The 18,857-nt window shown below is 63.2% G+C and carries 23 protein-coding genes; 15 read left to right on the forward strand and 8 right to left on the reverse strand.

Annotation, left to right across the window (positions count from 1 at the left end; all coding sequences use genetic code 11):
* Positions 1–562: 562 nt before the first annotated feature.
* The gene (locus QMC96_07160; protein ID MDI6876533.1) at positions 563–1,072 is read left to right on the forward strand and encodes a type IV pilin; all 510 of its coding nucleotides are present in this window, start codon (positions 563–565) and stop codon (positions 1,070–1,072) included.
* 287 nt (positions 1,073–1,359) lie between these two features.
* Here QMC96_07160 and QMC96_07165 read toward each other — a convergent pair whose 3' ends face one another.
* Together QMC96_07165 and QMC96_07170 are read right to left on the reverse strand one after the other, a co-directional pair.
* Positions 1,360–1,911, reverse strand: a complete 552-nt coding sequence (locus tag QMC96_07165; GenBank protein ID MDI6876534.1) for an SHOCT domain-containing protein — start codon at positions 1,909–1,911, stop codon at positions 1,360–1,362.
* Between the two features lie 272 nt (positions 1,912–2,183).
* Entirely contained in the window at positions 2,184–2,765 is a 582-nt protein-coding gene (locus tag QMC96_07170; protein MDI6876535.1) for a DUF99 family protein, read from the reverse strand.
* Positions 2,766–2,804: 39 nt separating this feature from the next.
* Between QMC96_07170 and aglJ the strand changes: the two genes are divergently transcribed.
* Positions 2,805–3,722 carry an S-layer glycoprotein N-glycosyltransferase AglJ gene (gene aglJ / locus QMC96_07175; protein MDI6876536.1) on the forward strand — a complete coding sequence of 306 codons (918 nt, stop codon included), beginning with the start codon at positions 2,805–2,807 and terminating at the stop codon, positions 3,720–3,722.
* A gap of 1,146 nt (positions 3,723–4,868) precedes the next feature.
* On the opposite strand, the gene QMC96_07180 is transcribed toward aglJ, so the two are convergent.
* The 4 genes from QMC96_07180 to trxA are packed head-to-tail and all read right to left on the reverse strand — an operon-like array spanning position 4,869 to position 6,937.
* Positions 4,869–5,432: an aldolase gene (locus QMC96_07180; protein MDI6876537.1), complete on the reverse strand. Its 564-nt coding sequence runs from the start codon at positions 5,430–5,432 to the stop codon at positions 4,869–4,871.
* Positions 5,405–6,037 carry a Fe-S cluster assembly protein HesB gene (locus tag QMC96_07185; GenBank protein ID MDI6876538.1) on the reverse strand — a complete coding sequence of 211 codons (633 nt, stop codon included), beginning with the start codon at positions 6,035–6,037 and terminating at the stop codon, positions 5,405–5,407. The genes QMC96_07180 and QMC96_07185 overlap by 28 nt, the downstream gene beginning before the upstream one ends.
* The gene (npdG, locus tag QMC96_07190; GenBank protein MDI6876539.1) at positions 6,015–6,665 is read right to left on the reverse strand and encodes an NADPH-dependent F420 reductase; all 651 of its coding nucleotides are present in this window, start codon (positions 6,663–6,665) and stop codon (positions 6,015–6,017) included. Before npdG ends, QMC96_07185 begins: the two co-directional genes overlap by 23 nt.
* A complete protein-coding gene (trxA, locus tag QMC96_07195) occupies positions 6,662–6,937 on the reverse strand; it encodes a thioredoxin (protein ID MDI6876540.1) in 276 nt (91 codons plus the stop codon). The genes npdG and trxA overlap by 4 nt, the downstream gene beginning before the upstream one ends.
* Before the next feature lie 541 nt (positions 6,938–7,478).
* Between trxA and QMC96_07200 the strand changes: the two genes are divergently transcribed.
* The gene (locus QMC96_07200; protein ID MDI6876541.1) at positions 7,479–7,709 is read left to right on the forward strand and encodes a DUF2795 domain-containing protein; all 231 of its coding nucleotides are present in this window, start codon (positions 7,479–7,481) and stop codon (positions 7,707–7,709) included.
* A gap of 746 nt (positions 7,710–8,455) precedes the next feature.
* Here QMC96_07200 and QMC96_07205 read toward each other — a convergent pair.
* Both QMC96_07205 and QMC96_07210 read right to left on the reverse strand, forming a co-directional pair.
* Positions 8,456–9,907, reverse strand: coding sequence for a preprotein translocase subunit SecD (locus QMC96_07205; GenBank protein ID MDI6876542.1), 1,452 nt, complete (start codon positions 9,905–9,907; stop codon positions 8,456–8,458).
* Between the two features lie 59 nt (positions 9,908–9,966).
* A complete protein-coding gene (locus tag QMC96_07210; protein MDI6876543.1) occupies positions 9,967–10,824 on the reverse strand; it encodes a protein translocase subunit SecF in 858 nt (285 codons plus the stop codon).
* A gap of 131 nt (positions 10,825–10,955) precedes the next feature.
* Between QMC96_07210 and QMC96_07215 the strand changes: the two genes are divergently transcribed.
* From QMC96_07215 to QMC96_07270, 12 genes are all read left to right on the forward strand, one after another.
* Positions 10,956–11,270, forward strand: coding sequence for a DUF2551 domain-containing protein (locus QMC96_07215; protein ID MDI6876544.1), 315 nt, complete (start codon positions 10,956–10,958; stop codon positions 11,268–11,270).
* Between the two features lie 97 nt (positions 11,271–11,367).
* Complete coding sequence (locus QMC96_07220; protein ID MDI6876545.1) at positions 11,368–11,592, forward strand: hypothetical protein; 225 nt, start codon at positions 11,368–11,370, stop codon at positions 11,590–11,592.
* A gap of 14 nt (positions 11,593–11,606) precedes the next feature.
* Complete coding sequence (locus QMC96_07225) at positions 11,607–12,011, forward strand: archease (protein ID MDI6876546.1); 405 nt, start codon at positions 11,607–11,609, stop codon at positions 12,009–12,011.
* 530 nt (positions 12,012–12,541) lie between these two features.
* Positions 12,542–12,742 carry a hypothetical protein gene (locus QMC96_07230; protein MDI6876547.1) on the forward strand — a complete coding sequence of 67 codons (201 nt, stop codon included), beginning with the start codon at positions 12,542–12,544 and terminating at the stop codon, positions 12,740–12,742.
* Between the two features lie 125 nt (positions 12,743–12,867).
* On the forward strand, positions 12,868–14,325 hold the full coding sequence (locus QMC96_07235) for an RtcB family protein (protein ID MDI6876548.1): 1,458 nt from the start codon (positions 12,868–12,870) through the stop codon (positions 14,323–14,325).
* Positions 14,322–14,897 (forward strand): hypothetical protein, encoded by a 576-nt coding sequence (locus QMC96_07240; protein ID MDI6876549.1) that lies wholly within the window; start codon positions 14,322–14,324, stop codon positions 14,895–14,897. The genes QMC96_07235 and QMC96_07240 overlap by 4 nt, the downstream gene beginning before the upstream one ends.
* A gap of 28 nt (positions 14,898–14,925) precedes the next feature.
* Positions 14,926–15,348, forward strand: coding sequence for a DUF2111 domain-containing protein (locus QMC96_07245; protein MDI6876550.1), 423 nt, complete (start codon positions 14,926–14,928; stop codon positions 15,346–15,348).
* On the forward strand, positions 15,345–16,322 hold the full coding sequence (locus QMC96_07250) for a biotin--[acetyl-CoA-carboxylase] ligase (protein MDI6876551.1): 978 nt from the start codon (positions 15,345–15,347) through the stop codon (positions 16,320–16,322). Before QMC96_07245 ends, QMC96_07250 begins: the two co-directional genes overlap by 4 nt.
* Positions 16,323–16,363: 41 nt before the next feature.
* The gene (locus QMC96_07255; protein ID MDI6876552.1) at positions 16,364–16,873 is read left to right on the forward strand and encodes a biotin transporter BioY; all 510 of its coding nucleotides are present in this window, start codon (positions 16,364–16,366) and stop codon (positions 16,871–16,873) included.
* Positions 16,870–17,532, forward strand: a complete 663-nt coding sequence (locus tag QMC96_07260; GenBank protein ID MDI6876553.1) for an ABC transporter ATP-binding protein — start codon at positions 16,870–16,872, stop codon at positions 17,530–17,532. Before QMC96_07255 ends, QMC96_07260 begins: the two co-directional genes overlap by 4 nt.
* Positions 17,529–18,173 (forward strand): ATP-binding cassette domain-containing protein, encoded by a 645-nt coding sequence (locus tag QMC96_07265; protein MDI6876554.1) that lies wholly within the window; start codon positions 17,529–17,531, stop codon positions 18,171–18,173. Before QMC96_07260 ends, QMC96_07265 begins: the two co-directional genes overlap by 4 nt.
* A complete protein-coding gene (locus tag QMC96_07270; protein ID MDI6876555.1) occupies positions 18,155–18,817 on the forward strand; it encodes an energy-coupling factor transporter transmembrane component T in 663 nt (220 codons plus the stop codon). The genes QMC96_07265 and QMC96_07270 overlap by 19 nt, the downstream gene beginning before the upstream one ends.
* Positions 18,818–18,857: the final 40 nt, after the last annotated feature.

An 18,857-nucleotide genomic window follows, 5' to 3' on the forward strand; every position in this document is an offset into this window, starting at 1 on the left:
ATGAAACGTCCCGCGATGGCGGGACTCTTGGGAATCCTGAGCCCGGATCGTGACATTCCGGAAAGTCGACGGCGATCCCGTGGAGAGTCTCCGGAGCATCCGCCTCATAAACCCCCCCCTATCCCCAAGCTCCCTTCGGAACGGCATCCCCTGTGCCCCGACCCCCGTGTGTATTCCGCAGAAAGGGGAACCTGCCCGGCGATTCTTCCGACTCCATCTGCAATCCGGCTGCGACCTTTCGAAGCTCTATCGAACCTGCGGCACGCATGCACGCCGCCCGTAGAACAGAAAGCGGCGCTTCGGAGCGCGATCCCGGTCAATCACGAAACCGGTCGCATCCGGAGGGAGGAGGCGCGATCCGGTGAATGAAGAATCTGCAGGGGACGGAGTGGCATCGAACGATTCTACATCAGGATCGAAGCCTTCCGGAAGATCGTTTCCCGCTATGGATGGCATGACACGCATTCCCGGGGCCTGTCCGCCAGGTCTGTCCGAACCGGTCGGGAGAGTTCTGGGACGACCTGAAAGTTTATCCCTGCTTCCTGCAGAATTTCAGTATGGAATGCTTCGAGCGGAGGACGCGGATTCACACTCCCTGGCCACCATCCTTCTGATTGCCATCACCATTCTCCTCGCTCTTCTGGTGCTCCTCCTCTTCCACCTGCCAGCACTGGAATGGTCGTCCGGCATTCCCGCCATCTTCGTCATCACCTCGATCCACCACGAGAGCGAACTGTATCCTCATTCCCTGAACTACGACAGCCGTATCATTCTCCGGCACAGCGGTTCGCAGGAGATGAAAAACGACGATCTAGAGGCGAAAATATACAAAAACGGCATACCGCTGCGCTGCAACATATCCACCCTGAACGGCCATAACTTCATTGGCACCCACCACTATGGAGTCCAGTGGATCGGCGGATCGGGGTGCCAGGGGGTATTCTGGAGTCCGGGGGAGACACTGATCATCGACCTGACCGACGGCACCATCCGCCCGGGAGATACGATCCGCGTGGATGTGCTGGAACGATCGGGAAAGCGGGTGATATCCCGCCACACTTATCAGACCTGACGGAGCGCTCTTCCCGCAGCGGAGCCCCGCTTCGCCGTATCCGTCAGGTCCCGGCGGTCGAAGCCGTCCCGGTGCCACGGATGGCTCCGGCAGGAGGCGACGTCGCGGTACAAGAGGGATTGCAGCACAGCGGATGCGAACGGGTCCGCCTGCATCGGGTTACCCGAGAGTCCATGGAGAGAGGCCCGCAGTCTCGGCTGCCTCTCCGGCGGGCAGGCGGGACGGGTCTGCCCCGACCCGCCCCTTCGGCCGGTACAGGAGGACCCTCCTGCGAACCTCCCCCTGTCCTACCTCTCCAGCCCTTTTTCCGTCCATTCCAGGTTCAGAAGCTGCCGCTTCTTGCTGTCGAAGTCCTCCGCCGTGATGATCCCCCTGTCCCGCAGTCTTGCCAGGTGCTCGAGCTCCGTCACGTACTCCGGTGCAGCGAAGGTCCGGGACTCCTCCACCGCTGCCCGCTCGCCGTGCTCGCTCGCCTCCGCCCCCCTCACCTGCCCCTGCCGTTCCTGGATGAACTTCCGATAGTTGTTGAACTCGTCCTCGATGAACTCCAGATCGGTCCTTGTCAGGATGCCCGTCGATGGGATCGAGATGTCGTAGTCGAAGAGCACCTTGACGCCCTCGCTGCCCGGCGAGAGATACACCCGCAGCGTCGTGATCCAGCGATCCACGTGGAAGGACGTGTACGAGCCGTGCGTCGTTCCCCGTCTCACCTCCAGATGGATGGGTCTCTCCGCATTGACCACCGAATAGTTCAGCGTGGAGAGGTAGTTTCTGGTGAGATCGAATATGGTGCCCGTCTCTCCGCCGACAGTAAACGATCGGGTAATCCGCCTTCCCATACGGAGACATCTTATCCCTCATATATATCTTTGCCCTCCGCCGGCTGCCGTGTCGGAGAGCCCCTGCCGTCCACCAAGCGATGCCGGAAAGGGAAAAGAGGAGGTTGCGCCCGTCGGTATCTGCAGGGGTTACCCCACGAGGGGAATCGGAGTCGAACAGGCACAGACAAGGAACAACCCGCCCACGATCGTCCAGAGCATCTCCCTCAGCATACCTGTATTTTTGTCCGTTTTAAAAATAAGCATTCCCATGAGTTCGAATTTCTTCGAAGTCAACCGGATAGCGGATGCCGGCTTCCCGAATACCGCAGCACCGCCCGGGCCAGGAGTTGGGCGAGCCGGACCGGTTCGGGAGTCTTACCCTCGAGCGTGAAGTCGTTGCAGAGCCGTGCTGCGTCGGCGGCCGATATTCCGCTCACCCGCAGATACACGGTATGGCCGGTGTGCAGGGGCACGGGGGTGCGGGGGCCCAGTCTGCGGTACGCGGAGAGCCTGCCGGCATCCCCCGGAAAATGGCGGCAGATATCGCCTTCGAGTCCTTCCGACTCCTCGTACGTGACAATGATGACCGGAAGCGAGGTGCGGCGGGCAATCTCTTCGGGGTCGATGATGTTGTACCAGGCGATGACACATCCGCTGATCAGGAGGAGGTTGATATCCCGACGTCGCAGGTCCGCGATCAGCCGCAGCACGGCGTCCGTGGCATCCATGCCCCCGACGGTGACGTGCGTGCAGGCCATGCCGTCGACGCGGAGATCCTTTCGCATCACGACCCCGCCGAGAATGGACCGCTCTCTACCGCTGAAACTCTCGGCGATGCCCAGCGCCCGGAGCCCTCTTTTGGCAATATGCATGGAAGCCATTATGAGGATGGATCATAAATACAGTTACCAATGAGCGTTCCCAGAGACGACGTCTGCATCTTCATACCCACGCTGAACGAAGCCCCCACCATCGGGCAGCTCGTCTCAGAGTTCCGGGAACTCGGCTACCTCCACATCCTGGTCGTGGACGGGGGCAGCACCGACGGCACGATCGAGATCGCCAGGGCTGCCGGCGCCAAAGTCCACATCCAGACCAGCAGGGGGAAGGGGAACGCGATCATCGAGGCGCTCGACCTGATCGATCGCCCCTACGTGCTGATGCTGGATGGAGACGGCACCTACTCGCCCCGGGACGCGGAGATCATGCTGAGGCCGCTCTCGCTGGGGTACGACCATGTCATCGGCAACCGTCTGAACAACCCGAACTCCGCCGCATTCTCGCGGCTGAATCTGTTCGGAAACCGCATCATCAACGGGCTCTTCAAATTCGCGCACCGGCGGGATCTCTGCGACATCCTCTCGGGGTACCGGGCATTCACCCTGGACTCGCTGCGGCAGATGCATCTGAAAGAGGGGGGATTCGCGATCGAGACCGAGATGTCGGTGGGCGCCGTGCGCAACAACCAGCGGGTGATGGTCGTGCCGGTAAAGTATACAGAGCGGCAGGGCACCGCGACCAAACTGAACCCCATCCAGGACGGTGTCCGCATTGCCGGAGCGATCTACCGCCTTGCCCGGATGAACAATCCTCTCTTCTACTTCGGTCTGCTCGGCGTCGCGATGGTGATCCTCGGGTCGATCACCGGCGTGTACGTCGTGCTGGAGTGGCTGAAGGACATCGAACATCTCCCGCTCACCATCCTGACCGTGCTCCTGATCACCGTGGGATTCGAGATCTTCATGTTCGGGGTGATCAGCGACATGATCCTGACCTTCCACCGCGAGATCATCCGGGAGATCCAGCAGCCCCCGAGAGAGCCCAAATAACTGCCCGGAAGTGCCGCCGGGGATCACTCTCCCTGTCTGCGGCATGCCCCCGAAACGGACCCGTGAGGCTTCGATCGGGATCGCCCTCTCCCCTTCGCGGGCGCAGCCGCGGATCGGCCAGCGGCATCGGACACTCACTGCATTTCTACCATTTCCCCGTTTGCCGCTGCCGTTGTACGAAGGCCCCGCAGTAGCGGCGCAGCACTTCCCCAGGACGGAGCGACGGTGTCCTGCCAGGAGCCTGACAGGGGATGGAAGCATTCCCGTTGCCAAGGGACCGCTCACCTTGCCAGGATAGAGGCTCTGCCCCGCATTGGAGGGGCGGGTTTCTCCCTGTCTTCCGGCAGGCGGGAGAGGGGCTGTCGCACCCCCTCCTTCCCGCCCGATGCGACAGGAGTCCCGCGAAGAGTACGGTCCAGCCCCGAATCGATCCCGGCTCGACTCTCCCCCCCTGGCATGGGAGACCGTTCGCTCCGGCCTTCGGAAGCAGGGGATATCGCACGCGATGAGGAGGCCTGCGGGAGACCCCGTGATTCCCTTCTCCCCCCTTGGGGGGGGGAGAATGGATCCGGCGACGGGCGGGATCGGACAGGGGGCGCCGTTTCTGGATCGATCCGCTACCCAACGGGATCGATGGTTCAGTCGCCGTGCGGGCATCTCGGGGATCGTACCAGCGGGGGAGGGAGACGGGGGGAGAGGGGACGCACCCCCTCCCTCGGAGGTGCGGCAGGAGCGGTTCCGGAGGTGTGGATGGCATCGATCCAGGGCGAACACGAACCAGACTCCGAAGAAGCCTCTCTTCCCTGTCATCGATCGACCCCTCATCCGGATCAGGCCTCGTCGAACTGGGGGCGGATGCATCCCGCCCCCGCGCGGTTCGATGGGACCTGTGGGGGGAAGCGAGAATCGAATTTCTCCCGTCCCGGATCGGAATTCCCGTGTTTCCCGGGAGGTGGGAGGAGCACCTCTGACTCTCGTGCCCGATCAGATACGGCGAGGAGGTCTCCTGCCAGGAATCCCTTTTGGTACGGGAGAGAAGGGCATGTGCGCAGATAGGGGCATTCTATCAGACGAACCAGCCGCTCCGAACGGAAAAGAGGGCGAGGATCCGGACATTCCGGTAATGCTACCCTTTCGCCCGCCCGATCAGGTACCCGGGGCCGTTCGTTTCTCCATCGGACGGAGCTCGCCCAGGATGTGGAGGATGCGGCAGGAGTGCTCCACGGCCGAGGTGACGAGATACGCCTCTTCCAGCGTGCTGCCGCAGGAGAACGTGCCGTGCCCCCGCACGAGCACGACTGCGGCAGCGGCCAGCGCATCCGCCACGCGCTCTGCCAGCTCCTCCGACCCCGCTCTCCCTTCGATGACTGCGATGCGGGGGCAAATCATCCCGCCCTCGACATCCTTCGGCTCAACCAGGTCCCGCACCATGGACGCGGCAACGGCGTACGGCGGGTGTACATGCAGCACCGCGCGGCGGTTCGTCCGGAGGTAGATCGCGCGGTGGACGACGGACTCCCGCGAGGCCTCGGGAGGGGGGCTGCCAGAGAACGGCACGAATACCGCGGTTCCCGGTTCGTCCATATAGGCCCCCGTCCGCTTGATCCAGAAGCCCTTCCCCTCGCGGACGCTGAAGTTTCCGAAGTTGCCGCCGGTCAGCCCTTCCGCGAACAGACGCCTGCCTATCCTCGCAATCTCCGGATCCCGCAACTGTCGCACCTCTTCTTTGCACAGCGCTCTTTGGCGTACTCCACGATGTGGGCATGGCTCTGGCGGCATGCCTCGGGGTCTCCCGATACGGCGTTCTCGAACGCACGGCGGAGTGCATCGCGATTCCCCGGAATGCCCGCACAGCGGCATATCCTCTCCGTATACGCATCCATGACAAAGCAGGGGCGGGAGAAGCCATAGCAGAGGATGCTGTCCGCCGTCTCTTCCCCAACGCCGTGTACGGAGAGCAGCTGCTGCCGTAGCTCGGCGGTGGTCATCTCCTGCATCCGCTCCACGCCCCCGCACGTGCGTACGTGTCGCGCCAGGTTCTGGAGGCGCCGCGCCTTTACCCGGTAGAAACCGCTGCTGCGGATGGCACGCTCCACCACGTCAGCGGGTGCATCGCATAGCCGGTCCAGGGAGAGTAGCCCCACCTCGCGGAGCCGTTCCAGCGCCCTCTCCACGTTCTCCCAGCGGGTCTGCTGCGTCAGGATCGCACCGATCATCACGCCGTCCGGATCGGAGTCCCACCATTCGATGCGGCCGTATTCCGAGGATAGGAGGCGGAGGATCTCCGCTGCCTTACCTGAACTGGATGCCGACATCCTTCATCCTGTTGAACCGGGCGATGTTGAGAAGGACGGGGGTGATGCTCTCCACCATGGACGATGCGCGAAGCGGCCCGGCGTCGAACGCACGCAGGTTCGGCATCGAAGCCACCAGGTCCATGACCTGCCGCTTCGCCTGCGGATCGTCGCCGCATACCGCGACAGAGTAGTCCAGGGACTCGCCGATCGCCTTCCAGCGGTTCGCAGCGATGTTGTTGAAAGCGGTGCAGACCCGGGCGCTCTCCGGGAGGAGACTCTGAATCAGCATGCCCGCGGAGCCTTCGGGAGGAGGCGCATAGTAAAAGCAATCGGACCGCTCGATCGGGTTCACGGGGCTGATCACGATCTTGTCCTCGAATCCGCTGATGCTCTGGAGCGTGGACGCCACATGCTTGAAGGGAATGGCGAGAACCACGATATCGGCTTCGTCCACGGCGCCCTGGTTGTCCGCCCCCCTGCAGGCTGCTCGGAGCCCCCGCGCCTTCAGCGCCTGCACCGTCAGGTCGCTCGCCTCGCAGGCCTTCCGCTCCTCGCGGGAGCCGAGGATCACTTCGTGGTGCAGCGAGAGCCGGAGCGCCATTCCTTCGCCGATGTCCCCGGTTCCGCCCAGGATACCTATCTTCACTCTTCCACCAGCGGCTGCAGCAGGATTTCCAGGGTCTGTGCGGTGGTGAGCCCTTCCAGGGTCTGCACGACCCTGCCGTCCTTCTCGATGATCAGGGTGGGAACCACCTGGATCCCGTAGCGTTCGGCCTCGTCCATATGCTCGTCCACGTTGATCTTCCGGATATCCACCTTATCTCCCATCCGGGTCGCCAGCTCGTCGATCATGGGTGACTGCCGTTTGCACGGACCGCACCAGTCTGCGTAAAAATCTATCAGAACGGGTTTACTCATATGCAATCCCACCTCGCGTTGCAGCAGGGGAAGATAAACGTTCTCATCTTCCCTCCTGCCCAGCGAATCTCGCTTTCGCTTCGAGAGATACAAGGAGTTACTCTTTCAATATATATTGAGGTTCTGGTACGGGAATATCCGCGGCATGGGAGAAGACGGGAGGACTCTCTCATGTTCGCCTGTGCACGGACCCATCGCACCGATCGGGAGGGTAAGGGAGTGCCCCTCTTCCGGGCCCTCGCTCCCCGCCGGAACGATAATCCGCAGGACAGGATGCCTCATTATTGCGAGTAAAATGCATGGCAGTCGATCATTCGATCGACTCTGCAGAATCTTGGGATGATGTCCCTGTAAAGCCGGATCATTCCTGCAGAGAGGCACGCGGTAGCATACGGTTATCAGGTGTGCTCTAATCCATGGTTATTATCGTTATATCGGCATATTTATATAAAATAAATTGTATGGTGGCGGCCGCAGCCTGCCGGATCATGCGCTCCGGCAGGTTGCAGGAAGAGAGAGAATGGCACGAAGAGGAGAAGAAATGGAGCCCTCGGTTCGGGGTGGCGAAGAGTCGCTCCGGACGCCGGGAAGCGCCTCGCAGTTCCAGTCCTACACCAAGGGGATCGACTACCCGAAGTCCAAGCGGGAGGTAGTCGAGTACATGCGGAGGATGAACGCTCCCGACGAAGTCATCCGTGAGGCAGAATCCCTGCCGGATCAGGAGTTCCGCTCTGCCGCCGAGCTGAGTCAGGCATTCGGGAAGATCAGATAACTCTGTGAGCCATACCTGCCACCCCAAATTTTTCACGGTGCGTATTCGCAACCGAAGGTTCTCGAACAGCAATCCCATCTCCACAGCCTGACCGCAGGCGGCTCTCCTTCGGCGCAGTGATCAGGGTATCCGCGATCCCGCTGCAATGCACACCGCCGCCGCGCGCCGAATATGCGCAGGCCATCCCGCATGCGTCCCCGAATCAAAATACTGCTTCCGGGAAACATTCAGCCGCTCCAACCCCTCCAAAAGGGAGAGGTGCCGCCAGGGCAGCCCACGAACGCACACCGCACAGGGGCGTGTTCCGCGGCGTTCAGGGCAGGAGATCCCCGCCCTTGACATTCGCCGGAATGCCTGCGATGGGGGCAGATGCTCCATCCAGGAGGCACCCCCCCCGAGGACGGCTACCATCAACCCGCCTGACATGCGGGCAGAGTCGCACACCGTTGAAGGGGAGGATGACGAAGGCAGGGACACGTGCTCCGCCCTCCTTCACCGCCATGGAGAGGGGGATCCGATCGGAGCGTGCCGGAGTGCCCCGTATCTGGCGGACCGGGAAGAGGTAAATCGTTAACACCATCGATCGCTGGCGGTGTGATCTGCTGCCGGGGACGTCTGCGGAGGACAGGGAGGGTTTCCGTGAATGCTCTGCCGGAGCAGCATGGGGATAGGGGCGCCCGCGAGCCGCACCGGGGCTGTCTGCGCTGTTCACGCCCCGTCACCCGAAAAGATGAATGGATTCGCCCTCAGCGGGAGAGGATGGTCATGATGATCCGACCGTAGGCCGGGCGCGTCACGAGCACCCCGATGAGAACGCCAATGATGGTGACGATGGCAAATCCGCGGAGCGTTGAGAGATCCATCAGCACCAGGGGCAGCATGGCGATGACGACCGTCGCGGCGGCGACGACGATGATGCCGAGCGCCCGCGAGAGCCTCTTTAAGTAGAGGTTCGGGGAGGGCACGCGCCCTTCATGCAGCACCTCGTCGGTGATCACCACCAGCTGATCGATGCCCGTGCCCAGCACCGCGATGATACCGGCAATCGCCGCCAGATCGAGCTGCTGGATGAAGCGGGCGATCCCGAGCAGGATGATGATCTCGGCAACGTTGATGGCCATCATGGGGAAGACGACCATCGGTTCGCGGTAGCGGAAGTAGACCACCGCCCCGACAGTCAGGACCGCCAGGATGCCGGCGTACAGGCACATTGTCTTGAAGTGGTCACCGAGCGAGGCGGGGACGGATCCGGAGCCCGCCACCGAGACCTCCACGGGGAGCGCACCGGCCCGGAGGTGGATCTCGAGGGCCATCGCCCGATCGAGGGCCTCCTGTCCGGCGCCCGTCGAGGCGGAGAGGACGCGAACGGGACCGGATCGGAGCTGGTTTGCCAGATCGGGGCTGAGCGGAGCGGAATAGACCGATCGATTGTCGAGCAGCATGATCAGCTCGTGGTTGTCGGGATCGTTCACCGCATTGTGGTCGATGGCAGCCCGGCGGAAGGCGGCAGCCCCTTCGTCGGAGAGGGTGAAGGGAACGCCCCAGGTGCCCTGTTGCGGATCCCGCTCCGGCACCCCGACGCTGGTGATCGCGTCCCCGAAGAGCACATGCTCGGTCTGGTTGCCCGAGGTCACGATCCGGATCTCGAACTTGCCCTGCTTGCCCACGATGTCGCGCGCCGTTGTCATGTCCACACCGGCCAGCTCCACCCGCACATAGCGCGCGATCCCCGAGAGCGAGGTGAGCGTGTTTACCTTCGCGTCACGGGTGCCCAGGCTGTTCAGCTTGTCTTCCAGGATCCGCTTTACGTCGTCCGCCGTCGCGCGGGAGACCCCCTGCTCGTAGGAGACGAGCTGCCCCCCGGAGGCCGAGAAGGCGGAGGCGAGCTCGGGTTCGGTGTAGAGCCTGCGGATCTCGAGCTTGTTCTCCTCGACAAGGTAGACCTCGGCGTCAAGCCGTTTCTGCAGATCGCCGACGAAGTCCTGGACTGGGCGATCCGTGTCGAAGCCGGCGATCACCGCCTTGAACTCCAGCTGGAGCCAGGCCCCGCCCTCCAGGTCGAGCCCGAACTGGAGCGCCGTTGCCGGTTTGCCGTCATCGATGTGAGGGAATATGGCAATCAGGGAGGCGATCGTGAGGATGACCACCAGAAGCACGCGCCAGTCGCGGAGCAGCCGTTTCACGTCATCTGCTCGCACGGAACCGCCATCCTCGGGCTTATCGCTCCCCGCCTTCTGCTTCTTCGCACCTCTGTGCTTCATCGTGCCTCACTCCTCTGCACATGCCACTTCAGGAGCCCGGCATTGGTCATCCAAGTGTTCATCAGGTCGACCGCGAGTCCGATGAGGAGAACGGAGGAGATCTCCATGATGACCGGAATCTGACCCAAGAACGACACCGCCCACATGGCGGCGATCGCCGCGAGCGTGGTGGTGGTCATGATGATACCCGTGCGGTAGGCGCCGGCGAACCTCTCCTCGAGCTTTCCCTTCCGCTTGAGCACGCGGGTGGTGAGCAGGATGTCGCTGTCCACCGAATAGCCGATGAGCATCAGGAGGGCGGCGGTGGTGCCGAGGGAGAGGGGGATGCCCACGAGATCCATGACGGCAGCAGTGACTGCGATGTCCGCGAACGCCGACAGGACCACGGCGAACGACGGGACAACGGCTCGGAAGGCGACAAAGACCACGATGGACATGCCGATGAAGGAGATCGCGAGGGCGAGCAGCGCCTGCTGCTGTAAAGTCTTTCCGAACGTCTCCCCGATCTGGTCGATCTTGGCGTCGGGGTAGCGTTCATTGACGAACGCGATCAGCGACTGGAGGTCGTCATCGCTCATCGGCTCGAACTTCAGGTAGTAGCCGGTTGACTGCCCCCCCTGGAGGGGGGTGATGAGGGGATAGGCGGCGAACGTCGAGATCAGAGTTTCTTCGGTATCGGTTGTATGGAGGGTGACCGCTGTCCCCCCGGCGAAGTCAAGGCCTGGCTCCACCGGCAGACCGATCGTTGCGATGTTGTAGGTGAGCAGGGCCAGGGCAACCATCAGGATGATTGCCGGGATGACGACCATCTGCTTTGGGGTGTAGCGGTTCACGTCATACGTGAAAAATCCCATACCATATCATTTTATCAAGATAACCATATAAGATTTGGTTGTTTTCCAGGAGTAAAAATGGAAGCCAAAGCCTCGTTTATACCATCGAGAGAAAGAAAACATTTATATAAAATCTGGAGTCAAACGCAGTTATGAAATTTCCGTCTGATATCAGAAAAGATATCGAGGCCCGCCTCATCGGATATCTCTCACGGGATCGGACCGGAATCAGACGCGAATTGCTGGGGCTGTTCCTTCGGATAAAAGCTCTCACGATACCGCAGATCTACAATGCCCTCAAGAACCGATTCTCCATCAGTTACCACCAGGTGGCGTCCATGGTGGGTATCATCGCCTCCAAACTGGGCATCCTCCGCCTTACCCGGAATGCTGAAGGCACGAACACCCTGTACGAGCTCAAGGAACAGTACGTCGACATGGTCCGACGCATCGTTTCCAGCGCGTGAGACGCGCCGGCTGCTTCTCCTCCTTCCCATGGCGCATGACCCCGATCCGGCAGTCCCTGCCGATTCAAGCGGCGATTCCGCTTCTCCGGCGATTCAGGTGACAGAGGAGGTCCGGTCCTATATCAAGTCGCGGAGGTGCAACTTCCGGCTTTCGACCTCCTGCGGGGGGGCCATTCTTCTCCCCGTCAGCGTGAAGCCCCCCAAACCGACCGACATCCAGATCAGCGTCGGCGATTACACCCTGTACGTATCGCGCTACCAGGCACGGGATCTCCGCACCATTCACCGGGGGATGATCCCGAGACATTATATGTACTACTGAAATCCCGACCTGCCATGCCGTACGAAGAACTCGAACACACAGCCGATGTACGGATCCGGGTGAGGGGGGAGTCCATCCCCCATCTCTTCGGAGAGGCGGCGCGGGCGATGTTCCAGACCATGTACGGGCCCTGCACGGGGAGGTCGATCTCCCGCACCATCGTCCTGGAGTGCGCCGATCCCGAGTGCCTGCTCGCCGATCTCCTGTCCGAGCTGCTCTTCGTCTCGGAGGTGGAGGATGTCGTCTTCTGCTCGTTCACGGTGGAGATCGCGGGGGCGCGCCTACGGGCGGAGGGCTTCGGAGAGCCGCTCGACCGCACGCGGCACGCAGGACGGGAGATCAAGGGAATCTCCTACTCCGGCCTCCGCATCCAGGAGAAGGACGGGGAGTACTCCGTTGACATTATCTTCGACGTCTGAAGAGATCGTCGCTTCTGCGGCGACCGTTCCGCTCGCGATCGCACTACGCACGCATTCCGTAACAGAAAGGGGCGTTCCATCGGAGAGCCGGGCCGTGCGATGTCCCCGATATCCCTCCCTTCGAGGCTGTCGTATCAGCGGGCGCGATTCCGGATCCGCACGGGAGCATCGTCCCCGGGGTGCGAGGGAAATGGGAGGAGGCAGGTTCGCCCCATCTTCTCCCCTTCGGTTCGATGAGGCAGGTGATCGAGACCCCCTGCTGGATCCGCCAGGTCTCTCATTCTGTGTCTGTAGCCTCCTGATCGTGAGAAAACCGCCCGGGCTGCCATCCATCGAGCTGCAGCATCTTCACCTCCACCTGCCCGCCCCAACCCCATGCACGGGAGATGGGGGCGGGCCCCGGGCGGTCCTGCAAGGATGCCCCGGCCCCGCATGACGAATGATGCTCATTTTTATCCACGCCGATTCCCGAAGGATCCATAGAACGCAGACTTTATGCCCGACTGCATCCGTACTACCACACACGGGGTATGGGAAGACACGTCTGCTCCCGCTGCGGCATCGCCCTGAACGAGAAGAGTACGTATCTCGGGTACGTCCGCGGCTATCGCTGCGTCCCGTGCGGAAAGTACTTCTGCCAGCGGTGCATGCGAACCAGAAAGGCGCTGGTCCGGGTGCGGAAGACCTGCCCCCTCTGCAGCCGCGAGCTCACCGACATGTTTGACGTTTAGGCCTGGCATCCCCCGCGGGAGCGGCAGGCGACCGCATGCTTCCCGGGAGAACACAAATATTATCGTATCCGTCCAATACGTACCAGCGCGGATGCCGCGGGCAGGCGCGGCATCGGGGTGAGGTCATGAAGGAAAATTCTGTTGAGAAAGGGGACGGGGGCATCCGGAGAGTCGGCGATCTCGAGTGGGAGGTGGAGATCGGGTTCGTGCCCCGCATGCGGGTGCCGGGACGGTTCTTCCTCTCCCAGGAACTCTACGAGAGCCTCGAAGAGGGGGCTCTCGTCCAGCTCGCGAACGTTGCGACCCTACCCGGCATCGTGCAGCACTCCCTCGCCATGCCGGATATCCACTGGGGGTACGGGTTTCCCATCGGGGGTGTAGCGGCGTTCGGGATGGATGAGGGGATCATCTCCCCCGGCGGTGTGGGTTTCGACATAAATTGCGGCGTCCGCATCTTCACCACCCCGCTGCGGGCCAGGGACCTCGGGAACAGACGGGAGCTGATCGAGAACCTCTTTCGGGACGTGCCCACCGGGGTGGGGGCCAAGAGCACGCTCCGCTTCTCGATGCGGGAGCTCGACGAGATGATGGTCTCCGGAGCCCGCTGGGCGATCGAGAAGGGATATGGGCTGGAAGCGGATGCCATCCACTGCGAGGAGGGTGGCGCCATGCCGGGCGTCGATCTCGCGGCCGTGAGCCAGAAGGCGCGCCAGCGCGGAATGCCGCAGGCCGGAACGCTCGGTGCGGGGAACCATTTCCTGGAGATCCAGGAAGTGCGGGAGATCTACGACGAACCGTCAGCGAAGGCATACGGACTGTCGCCGGGTCAGATCTGCGTCATGATCCACAGCGGCTCCCGGGGGCTGGGGCACCAGGTCTGCACCGATCACCTGAAGCTGCTGGATGCGGCCGTGCGGAAGTACGGCATCTGGCTGCCCGACCGGCAGCTCGCGTGTGCGCCGCTCGCCTCCCCCGAGGGCAGGGCCTACTACGGGGCGATGGCGGGCGCGGCGAACTACGCCTGGGGGAACCGCCAGGTGATCACCCATATGGCCAGGAACGTCTTCGAACGGCTGTACGGGATACCGCACGAAGAGATGCCGCTCGTCTACGATGTGGCGCACAACGTCGCCAAGTTCGAGGAGCACCGCGTGGAGGGGAGACTGCAGCGGGTCTGCGTCCACCGAAAAGGGGCCACCCGCGCTTTCGGCCCTGATACGCCGGGGATTCCCGCGGAGTATGCCTCCGCCGGGCAGCCGGTGATCATCCCGGGGAGCATGGGCACGCCCTCCTACATCCTGCACGGGACGTCGACTGCCATGGAGCGTGCCTTCGGGAGCACCTGCCACGGGGCCGGACGGACGACCAGCCGATCCCAGGCCAAAAGGCAGAGGAAGGGCTCGGAGGTTCGCCAGGACCTCCAGAAGCGGGGCATCCTGGTGCGGGCTCCCAACGACGCCTCCATCGCCGAGGAGGCCCCCGAGGTCTACAAGCCCAGCAGCGCCGTCGTCCAGGTGGTCCATGATCTGGGGATCTCCCGGCTCGTCGCCCGCCTCGAGCCGCTCGGGGTGATCAAGGGATGATGGCGAGGATCGGTCTCTTCTGGGACTGCACCCAGATCTTCAACCGCTTCCTGGAGGACTGCAGCCTCTGCTGCGAACTGGTCACACCGCACCTCCTGGCCGCCCCGTTCTACCGCGGCCGTTTCTCCTGCCTCCTGGTTCCCACCGGGTTCGCCAATCCTGCGTATTCAAGGCTCCTGCCAGCCCTCCGCTCCTCCTCCTCCCGCGTCGAGAGGTTCCTGGAGAACGGGGGGCGTATGCTCGTCTACGGCGCCGCCGTGGATCGGGATGATGCCTACGACTGGCTCCCGTTCTCCATCCGCTACCGTCAGATCTACGCGGAGCGGAGCGTTCGGTTCGAGTGCCGGGAGTACGCCTCCATCCTGCAGGGCTACGATACCGCCTCGATCGCCTGCGACGGATATTTCACGGAGGCCGACGCGGATGTGCTGGCCCGCGACGAGTGCGGGCAGGCGATCTTCATCGGAAAGGATGTCGGCGATGGGCTCGCACTGGTGACGACCTTCCACGAATACCCTTCGCGGACGTTTATCCGCGAGTTCTGCGATGGGAAAAAGGAAATAGTATTCTAGCATACAGGGATGTATACGAGTGGGTGCCATGGAACGGTTTACCATCTCTGAAGAGTCAACGGCGGACGATCTCATTCCGATTGCGATGAGCATCCATGCGATGCTCTACCAGCTTCCCATTACCGCACGGTCCCGTGCGAATCCGGGCGTTCGAGTCGAGGAGGGGCGGGTGATCGACCGGAACTACAGCGGGCCGGTCCTCGAAGAGGTGCTCCAGGAGAACCGTACCATCAAGAAGACTCCCAGGAGCGGGACATACAGGGGGATTCCCGTCATCGTCGCACCCATCCAGGATACGGCGGGAACCGCGATCGGAGCCATCGGGGTGGTGGACATCAGCGGCATCTTCGATCTGGCAGGCCTCATGGAGCACCGCCAGGCAATCCTGCGTCAGATCGGCGGGGGCGAGACACCATCGCCCGAACCCTCCGCCAGGAAGGGCGGACCATGAACGAATCTGCGTTTGCCGTGCTGGAGATCCTGGACAGGAGCGATCGCCCGATGCATGACGACGAGATCGCCGCCGCACTCGGTGTTCCGCTCTCCCGCGTCCGTGCGGACATCCAGGAACTCCAGCGGCTCGGCTACGACTTCGCGCTGACGGAGAAGGGCTACCGGGTTCGGATGCGGAGCAGCCGCCTGCTCCCCTACGAAGTCCAGAAAGTGCTCACGACACAGTTCATCGGGCGCGAGATGCTCTACTGCGAGAGGACCGCATCCACGACCTGGATCGGAAAACAGGTGATGGCCGAGGAGGATCCGGCCCGCCATCACGGCATGGTCATCATCGCAGAGGAGCAGACGGGCGGCACCGGCAGGCTGGGCCGCGCCTGGATCTCTCCTCCGGGGGGGATCTGGATCACCATCGTCCTCCACCCGAAGATCCCGATCGATCGCGTCTTCATGGTGACCATGGCGGGATCCGTCGCGGTCGCACGGGCGATCCGCAAGGAGTTCGATATCGGCGCCCTGATCAAATGGCCAAACGACATCTTGGTGGGGGATAAGAAGATCGCCGGCCTGCTCGTCGAGCTCGCGAGCGAGGGGGAGACCATCCACTACTGCCTCCTCGGGATCGGGATCGATGCGAACATCCCGATCATGGAGCTCACCCCCGGCCTCCGCCAGTCGGCCACTTCCCTTTCCGCGGAGCTCGGGCACGACGTGGACCGGCCGGCGTTCCTGGCGGCGGTCCTGAAAGAGTTCGAGCGGCACTACCTCCTCCTGGAGAGTGGCGAGTACGATACCATCATCCGCGAGTGGAAGTCACTCTCATCCACCCTCGAGCACCGGGTGCGGATCCGCACCCACACCAGGCACTTCGAGGGGGAGGCGATCGATATCGACGATCACGGTGCGCTGATCGTGCGAAGGGACAACGGGGCTGTCGAGCGGGTGATTGCCGGAGACTGCCACCTGCTCTGAATCGGCAGGGGGTGCAGCCCCCAATACAAACTGGTCACGCCATGTACGGAAACCGTGAAAGAACCGCGGTACTCGCGCATACGGCCACGTTCATCGCGCTGATCACCGTGGGAAGCTGGATATCCATCCCCTTCATTCCGGTGCCGCTCACCCTGCAGACGCTCTTCGTGCTGCTCGCGGGGGCGATCATGAAACGGAACGGTGCCGTGCCCGTCCTGCTTTACGTCCTCCTCGGGGCCCTGAACCTGCCCGTCTTCCACAACGGCCTGGCCGGCATCGGGATCCTGCTGGGTCCGACGGGGGGCTACCTCGTCGGGTTCATCCCGGCGGCCTTCATCGTCGGGCTCGCGTACACGCGATCCGCCGCTGTCGGAAGAATCCTGGGGCTGCTTGCGGCCGACGCCACGCTCCTTCTCACCGGCATGGCATGGCTCGCGTTCTCGACGGGCATGCCGCCCGCGACGGCGTTCTTGGTAGGCGTACTGCCCTTCATCCCCGGAGATCTGCTGAAGATCGCTGCCGTCTACACCATTGCCAGACGATTCCCATGATAGAGATCCGGAACCTTCGCCATCGATCCCTGGATATCCCCTCTCTCGCGATCCCGCCGGGCAGAACGGCAGTGATAGGGCTGAACGGCAGTGGAAAGACCACGTTTCTCTCGCTCTGCGTCGGGATCGCTCTCCCGCAGGGCGGCTCGATCCTCCTGGATGGCCGTCCGCCCCGCGAGACGGACGTGGGATGGGTGGCGGAATTCCCGGATCGGAACATGCTCTTTGACAGGGTCTCCGACGAGATCGCATCGCCCCTGCGGTTCCGGTTCGTGCCTGCCCCGAGGATTCGGGAGGCGGTCGAGCGGATCGCGGCGGATGTCGGCATCTCGGGGCTGCTTGCCCGGAACCCCCGCAGCCTCTCCGGGGGCGAGAAGACTCTGGTCGCCCTCGCCACGGCGCTCGTCTCCCGCCCGGTAGTGCTCGTTCTGGACGAGTTCGACTCCCATCTGGACGCCGAGACCCTGGGGGAAGCGGAGCGGGCGATCGGGCGGGCTCGGGTCCCCTACGTCCTCCAGTGCACCCAGAACCCGCACGTGGCGCGTTCGGCAGACCGCGTGCTCTATATGGAGGCGGGACGGGTCCGAGATCTGGGGGCGCTGGATCGGATGTTCCGCGCCGGAGACGCGGATCGGGCAGCGTGGGAGTTACCGGCATGAGAATCACCCTCGACGAGGTCTCCCTGCGGAGGGGGGAATGGCAGCTCATGGCCAGCGGCCGCTTCGACCTGGGCATCCACCAGGTCAGCGGGCGGGTGGGGAGCGGCAAGTCCACGCTCGCCCTCTTGATGGGCGGCCTGCTGGAACCCGAGGAGGGATGCATCCGAATGGAGGGCATCCGGCGGAGGATGCTCTCGTTCCAGTTCCCCGAGTACCACGTCACCGAGAGGAGCGTTGCGGGCGAGATCGCCTCCTGGGGCTGCGACCCGGACACCGTGATCGCCGAAGCCGGGCTCGGGGGAAGGGGGGACGAGGATCCCCTCCTCCTCAGCCGCGGGGAACTCAAACGGCTGCACCTGGCCTGCATCCTCCGGTGCGACTGCGACCTCCTCCTGCTGGACGATCCCTTCTGCTCCCTGGACTGGCGGGGCAGACGTCAGGTCTGGGACTGGATCGAGCGGCGGCGGGGGATTGTCGTCGTATTCACGAACGAGCGGCGTGTGCTCCCCGGGGTGCGCTGGCGGTGGGAGATACGGGAGGGGCTGCTCCGATCCATGGACGGGAGCCACCCTCCCGCCGTGGATCCGCCGCCCTTCGCGGGGGAGAGGGGGCGGGAGGAACGATGCGGGATCCCCGGCTGAGGCTGCTCGCCACGGTTGCCCTCTCCATCGCGGCCTATTGCAGCCTTGCGGGAGCGGCGGCCGCAGGTGTCTGGTGGCTCCTCTTCAGCGGGAGGACGCGATCCATCCCCCACCCCCGGGCGCTTCTTTCGTTTATCGCCCTTCTCGCTGTCTTCTCTGCCGCCATCCATATCGGCGGCGGGGACGGTATCTCTTACCTGGTGCGGTTTTCGGTCATCGCCCTGATCGCCGCCTGGACGTTCGCCGACCGCCAGCCGGGCGAGCTCCTGGATCTCTCCACCTGGTGTCTGGGGGAGCGTATCGGATTCGAGATCGGGCTCGTGGCTGAGATGAGCATGCGCTCGCTCGAGGTGATCGCGGAAGATTTCGAGCGGATCCGCCAGGCCCAGGGGATCAAGGGGGTGCCGTGGGGAGTGCGGAGTCTCGTGCCGGCCGTCTCGGCGCTGATCCACGCCGGGCTGGTGCGGGCGGAGGATCAGGCGGATCTCCTGGCGGTGCGGGGCTACCGGAGGGGCGGGACCTCCTGCCCCCGCTTCTCCCGCGAGCCGATGGACGTTGCGGCAGCTGCATCCGCAATTCTGGTTGGATTGGCGCTTTTTGTGCCAGCTGGTGATATTTTTATACTTTTACAAAGAAGTTTTTAGGGACTTTGTTGCGTACGAATCCTCAGTCCGGAGACCTCAG

The organism is Methanomicrobiales archaeon (assembly GCA_030019205.1).
In the GTDB taxonomy this organism is placed as follows: domain Archaea; phylum Halobacteriota; class Methanomicrobia; order Methanomicrobiales; family JACTUA01; genus JASEFH01.